The organism is Streptomyces sp. ATLC9 (assembly GCF_057196705.1).
The window spans coordinates 1-882 of record NZ_JBXUOY010000539.1; the positions used below are offsets into that span (position 1 = coordinate 1).

The 882-nt window shown below is 73.8% G+C and carries 1 protein-coding gene; it reads left to right on the forward strand.

From position 1 onward, the window contains the following. The first annotated feature begins 105 nt into the window (after positions 1-105). Positions 106-795, forward strand: a complete 690-nt coding sequence (locus AC2CJA_RS26915; protein ID WP_484605247.1) for a DUF4191 domain-containing protein — start codon at positions 106-108, stop codon at positions 793-795. Positions 796-882: the final 87 nt, after the last annotated feature.

Here is an 882-nt window from a genome sequence, read left to right on the forward strand (position 1 = left end):
CCGCCCGGCCGCGGTGGCGGACCGCCGCCGGGTGCGCGGGGGTGGCCGCGGCGGTCCCGGAGGCCGCGGCGACCCGGTGCGGGCGGGCGACGTAGACTTCGCTGTATGGCGAGGAAGGAAACATCCGAGAATCCGGGGCGGCTCAAGCAGATCGCCCTGACGTACAAGATGACGCGGCGTGCCGACAAGGCGATCGGCTTCGTCCTCGCGGGCGTGGGGCTCGTCACCTTCGGTGTTCTCCTCGCGATCGGCTTCTGGGTCGGCCACCCCGTCTACCTGGGCATCCTGGGCTTCCTGCTGGCCTTCCTCGCGATGGCGATCGTCTTCGGCCGCCGGGCCGAGCGGGCCGCGTTCGGCCAGATGGAGGGCCAGCCCGGCGCGGCGGCCGCCGTCCTGGACAACATCGGCCGCGGCTGGACGGTCACCCCGGCCGTCGCCATGAACCGGCAGCAGGATGTCGTCCACCGGGCCGTGGGCAAGGCCGGCATCGTGCTCGTCGGCGAGGGGCACCCGAACCGGGTCCGCCCCCTGATCGCCTCCGAGAGGAAGCGCATGGCCCGCATCGTCAGCGGCGTCCCGGTCCATGACGTGATCGTGGGCACCGGCGAGGGCCGGACGGAGCTGAAGAAGCTCCGCACGAAGCTGCTGAAGTTCCCCCGGGTGCTTCAGGGCCCCCAGGTCACGGAGACCAACGACCGGCTGCGGGCCATGGGCGACCTGATGAACAACCTGCCGCTGCCCAAGGGGCCGATGCCCCGCGGCACGCGGATGCCGAAGGGCCCGACCCGCCGCTGAGGCGCGGACCCGGCGCACCGGGCGGAACGTGATGTGGGTGGGGGGCGCCGCCCCCCGGGCTGGGGGGGGGCCCCCCACTCCACCGTG